This window comes from Promicromonospora kroppenstedtii DSM 19349 (assembly GCF_000515355.1).
GTDB classification, from domain to species: Bacteria; Actinomycetota; Actinomycetes; order Actinomycetales; family Cellulomonadaceae; genus Promicromonospora; species Promicromonospora kroppenstedtii.
Genome location: NZ_KI911707.1, coordinates 51,227 through 55,109 on the forward strand (window position 1 = coordinate 51,227; position 3,883 = coordinate 55,109).

Sequence of the window (3,883 nt, forward strand, 5' to 3'; positions counted from 1 at the left end):
CGTCGCGGGGCTGGGGGTGCCGGGCGCGCTGATCGAGGTCAGCGCGGTGGCGGCGGTGGTGCGGTAGACCGGCCTCCCCCGCCGGTCAGTGCATGACCGCGAGCAGCGCCCCGACCCCCACGAACAGACTCCCGAACACCCGGTTGACGACCCGCGCCCCCTTCTCCCCCGACGTCAGGCGGCCGAGCCCGCGCGCCGTCGTCGCGAAGAAGAACCACATGACCACGACGTCGATGACCACCACGGTCGCGGCGAGCACCGCGTACTGGCCGAGCAGCGGGCGGTCCGGCTGGACGAACTGCGGGACGAACGCGAGGAAGAACACGACCGCCTTGGGGTTCATGAGGTTCACCAGGAGCCCGCGCCGGAACATCGACCCGGCGGGCTCGGGCAGCCGGACACCGCCGTCGGCGTCCGCACCCGGACCGGTCCTGGCCAGGAACTGACGCACACCGAGGTAGACCAGGTAGGCGGCACCGGCGTACCGGATGGTGTCGAAGAGCCACGGCGTGCCCGCAACGAGCACGCCGACCCCCGCGGCGACGATCACGAGGTGCACGAGCAGCGCCGCCTGCTGCCCGAGGATCCCCCAGATCGACCGCGCCCAGCCGGACGTCATGGCGTTCGACATCGTGTTGATCGCGCCCGCTCCGGGCGTGAGGGAGATCAGGACGCCCGCACCGACCAGGGCGAGCCAGAGGGAGAGCGGCACGGCGGTCAGCCTACGGCCAGACCGGACGCTTCCGACACAGACCCTTTAGCACAACGCTAATGATCCCGCGCTTTACGCACTAATATCCCATTCACGTTGCACTGTCCATGTCGTGTACTTAACGTATGTAACGCGAACACCGTTCGACTCGCGGGAATCGTCCCGCGATCCCCATTTCATGAAAGGCATTCGCTCACATGAGCCTCATCGACATCGTCTCGAACCTGCTCGACAACCTGGGCCTGACCCTCGAGCAGATCCTGTGCCTGCTGGGCCTCTGATCTGGCACAACACCGCCCGGGTCACCCGGTAGCGGTCGCTGGTACTCCTCCCCCAGCAGGCGAACGCCCCTCGCGGACCACCGCGAGGGGCGTTCGTTCTTCTGCGCTGCGCACAATTGGTTGCGTCCACGCAATCATGGTCATTTCGACTGGACAGCCCAGCGGGTCGCGTATAAAGAAATGACCGGTCATTTCGACGACCGGAATCACCCGGGCAGATCAGGTTCCGAACGTCTCCAGCAGCGTCGACCGTTCCGCGTCGGTGAGGTTGGTCGCGACGAGCTTGCCGCGCATGCCGTGGAAGCGCTCGCCGACCCGGTCGAGGTCGCCGTCCTGGGTCACCGCGAACAGCGCGGACGTGCCGACGGTGACCTGTTCCCGGATGGTCTCGAGCTGCTTCCGGTCGATGCCGACCGCCTCGGTGTGCTTGGCCAGGGCGCCGATCGCAGCGCCGGCGGCGACGCCGACGACCGGGACGAAGAACAGGCTGCCGAAGAGCAGCCCCCAGAACGCACCCCATCCGGTGCCGCGCCACTCGTTCTCGTGCGCCTGCTTGGTGGTCGGGGTCGCCTGCCCGACGGGCCAGGACACGACGGCGTGGTCGAGCACGGTGATCAGGCCCTCCGACGCCGCCTGCTTGAGGTTGGCGGCCGCCGCCTGAGCGCCTCCAGGATCGTCGAACTTCCAGACAGTGAACGTTGTCATGGTGATCTTCAGCCTTCCGGACGGTCGAGCCCCCCTCGTCCGATCGTCGCACCGGGGTGCACGCCCCGCTTGCCGAACCGTGCCGGTCACCCAGGGGCGAATCGTCAGCCGCCGTTCGGCCTCGCGTCACCCGTGCGCCAGCCGGCCCGGCCACGATGCCGACGTGGAAAACAAGCTCTCGCGCCGCTCCCTGCTCCAGGCAGCAGCGGCCGTACCGATCATCTCCGCGGCGTCCGCCGCCGTGGGCACGACGTCGGCGTCCGCCGCGCCGCTGCCCGCCACACCCCAGGACGGGCAGCCGGACGCCGCCGCCGCACGGTTCACGATCGCCGTCCTGCCCGACACGCAGTACCTGCTGGACGACGGCGGCTCCGACGCCGAGCCGGTCCGGGCGACGCTCCGTCACCTCGTGCGCGAGCAGGCCCGGGACAACATCGTGTTCATGACCCAGCTCGGCGACGTGACCGAGCACGGCACCGCCACCGAGATGCGCGCCGCGAGCCGCGCGTTCGAGGCCGCGGGCCGCCTCCCGTACAGCGTGCTGGCCGGCAACCACGACGTCAGCGGTGACGACCAGCGCGGCGACTCGCCGTACCTGCGCACGTTCGGTCCGCAGCGTTTCTCCCGGATGGAGACCTACGGCGGTTCGTCCCCCGACGGCTACAACAGCTACCACGTGGTGCGCGGCGGCGGGCGCGAGTGGCTGGTCCTGGCGCTGGACTGGCGCCTGTCGGACGCCGGACTCGCCTGGACGCAGGGCGTGCTCGACCGCCACGCCGAGCTGCCCGCGATCCTGACCACGCACGACCTGGTCTGGGCCGAGGACGACGGCACAACCCACCTCTCCGACAACGGGCAGCGCCTCTGGGACCGTCTCATCAAGGGCAACGACCAGATCTTCCTCGCGCTCGGCGGGCACTACTGGCCGTCCGGCCGCACCACCCTGACCAACGACGCCGGCCACCCGGTGCACCTGCACATCACCAACTACCAGGACCGTTACTACGGCGGCGCGGGCATGGTGCGCTACTACGCGTTCGACCTGGTGCGCGGCGTGATCGACGTCGAGACGTTCTCGCCCTGGCTGCTGGCCAAGGACGAGCCCACGCCCCTGGAGGCGGAGCACGTCGAGCTGAGCGGCGACGTGGACCGGTTCACCGTGGAGATCGACTTCGACGAGCGGTTCGCCGCCTTCGCGCCCCCGCTGCTGCCGGCGCCGCGTCCGCCGTCGGCCGTGATGCCGCGCGGGACCGTCGCGTACTGGCGGTTCGACGAGGCGGGCCTGGCCACGGCGGGGTCGGACGGCGCGCCGGTGGCTCCCGGGACCGTCGCCCGCGACCTGACGGGCAACGGGAACGACCTGACCTCCCAGCTGCTGCACGCCAGCGCCCCGGAGGCGCTGACCTGGTCGGCCGAGCATCACGACGCCCAGCCGTCCCGCGCCAGCCTGCGGTTCGACGGCGGCAAGTCGCCCGACCGCGGCGCCGTCCTGCGCACCGGGCCGAACGCGCCGGTCAACAGCGCGAAGTTCGAGTCGGGCTACACGATCGAGACGTTCCTCAAGCTGCCGGAGCCTTATCTGGGCGACCACTCCTGGATGGGCATCCTGAGCTGGGAGGGCCGGGCGGGCGACGCCGGCAAGCACAGCGGCTGGTCCGACGACGAGGCCACCTGCAGCCTGAACCTGTCGGGCGAGCGGTTCCTGCAGTTCGTCGTCTACCCCGTGCCCGTCGACGCCGACCCGACGTCGTGGAGCCACGCGATCCCGGTGGGCCGCTGGATGCACGTCGCGCTCGTCAACGACGGTCGGCACACGGTGATGTACGTGGACGGCTCGAAGATCGCGCGCAACGCGGCCGAGGAGTCCCGCGGCATCTCGACACTCGGTAAGCCGTTCGCGATCGGCGGCACCCAGTCCGCCGAGCGCTACGGGCAGGGTTTCTACGGCTGGATCGGCGACACCCGGATCGTCTCCCGCGCCCTGCGGCCCGACCAGTTCCTCACCGCCGTGAAGCGCTGAAACGCCTTCCGAACTGCGTAAACATCTCTCGGATTCATTTCCGGGAGGCACAACCTTTCACCCGGCCGCTGCGTCGTAGGGGGTATGAGACACACACACGAGAAGGCACGTTCCATCGTCCTGACGGCCGGCCTCGTCGTCGGCCTCACGGCGGGGGCGACGACG

The 3,883-nt window shown here is 69.9% G+C and carries 3 protein-coding genes; 1 reads left to right on the top strand and 2 read right to left on the bottom strand.

Annotation, left to right across the window (positions count from 1 at the left end; all coding sequences use genetic code 11):
* Positions 1 to 85: 85 nt before the first annotated feature.
* Both PROKR_RS19070 and PROKR_RS19075 read right to left on the bottom strand, forming a co-directional pair.
* Positions 86 to 712, bottom strand: a complete 627-nt coding sequence (locus PROKR_RS19070; protein ID WP_036965767.1) for a LysE family transporter — start codon at positions 710 to 712, stop codon at positions 86 to 88.
* Between the two features lie 500 nt (positions 713 to 1,212).
* The gene (locus tag PROKR_RS19075) at positions 1,213 to 1,698 is read right to left on the bottom strand and encodes a DUF1269 domain-containing protein (RefSeq protein WP_036965769.1); all 486 of its coding nucleotides are present in this window, start codon (positions 1,696 to 1,698) and stop codon (positions 1,213 to 1,215) included.
* A gap of 163 nt (positions 1,699 to 1,861) precedes the next feature.
* Here PROKR_RS19075 and PROKR_RS19080 point away from each other — a divergent pair, with 163 nt between their 5' ends.
* Positions 1,862 to 3,718, top strand: coding sequence for a LamG-like jellyroll fold domain-containing protein (locus tag PROKR_RS19080; protein WP_036965771.1), 1,857 nt, complete (start codon positions 1,862 to 1,864; stop codon positions 3,716 to 3,718).
* The last annotated feature ends 165 nt before the right edge of the window (positions 3,719 to 3,883 follow it).

What these genes read in the sequence shown, in the direction of transcription:
- PROKR_RS19075 (WP_036965769.1), bottom strand. Translation starts at nt 1,698, where the DNA reads ATGACAACGTTCACTGTCTGGAAGTTCGACGATCCTGGAGGCGCTCAG.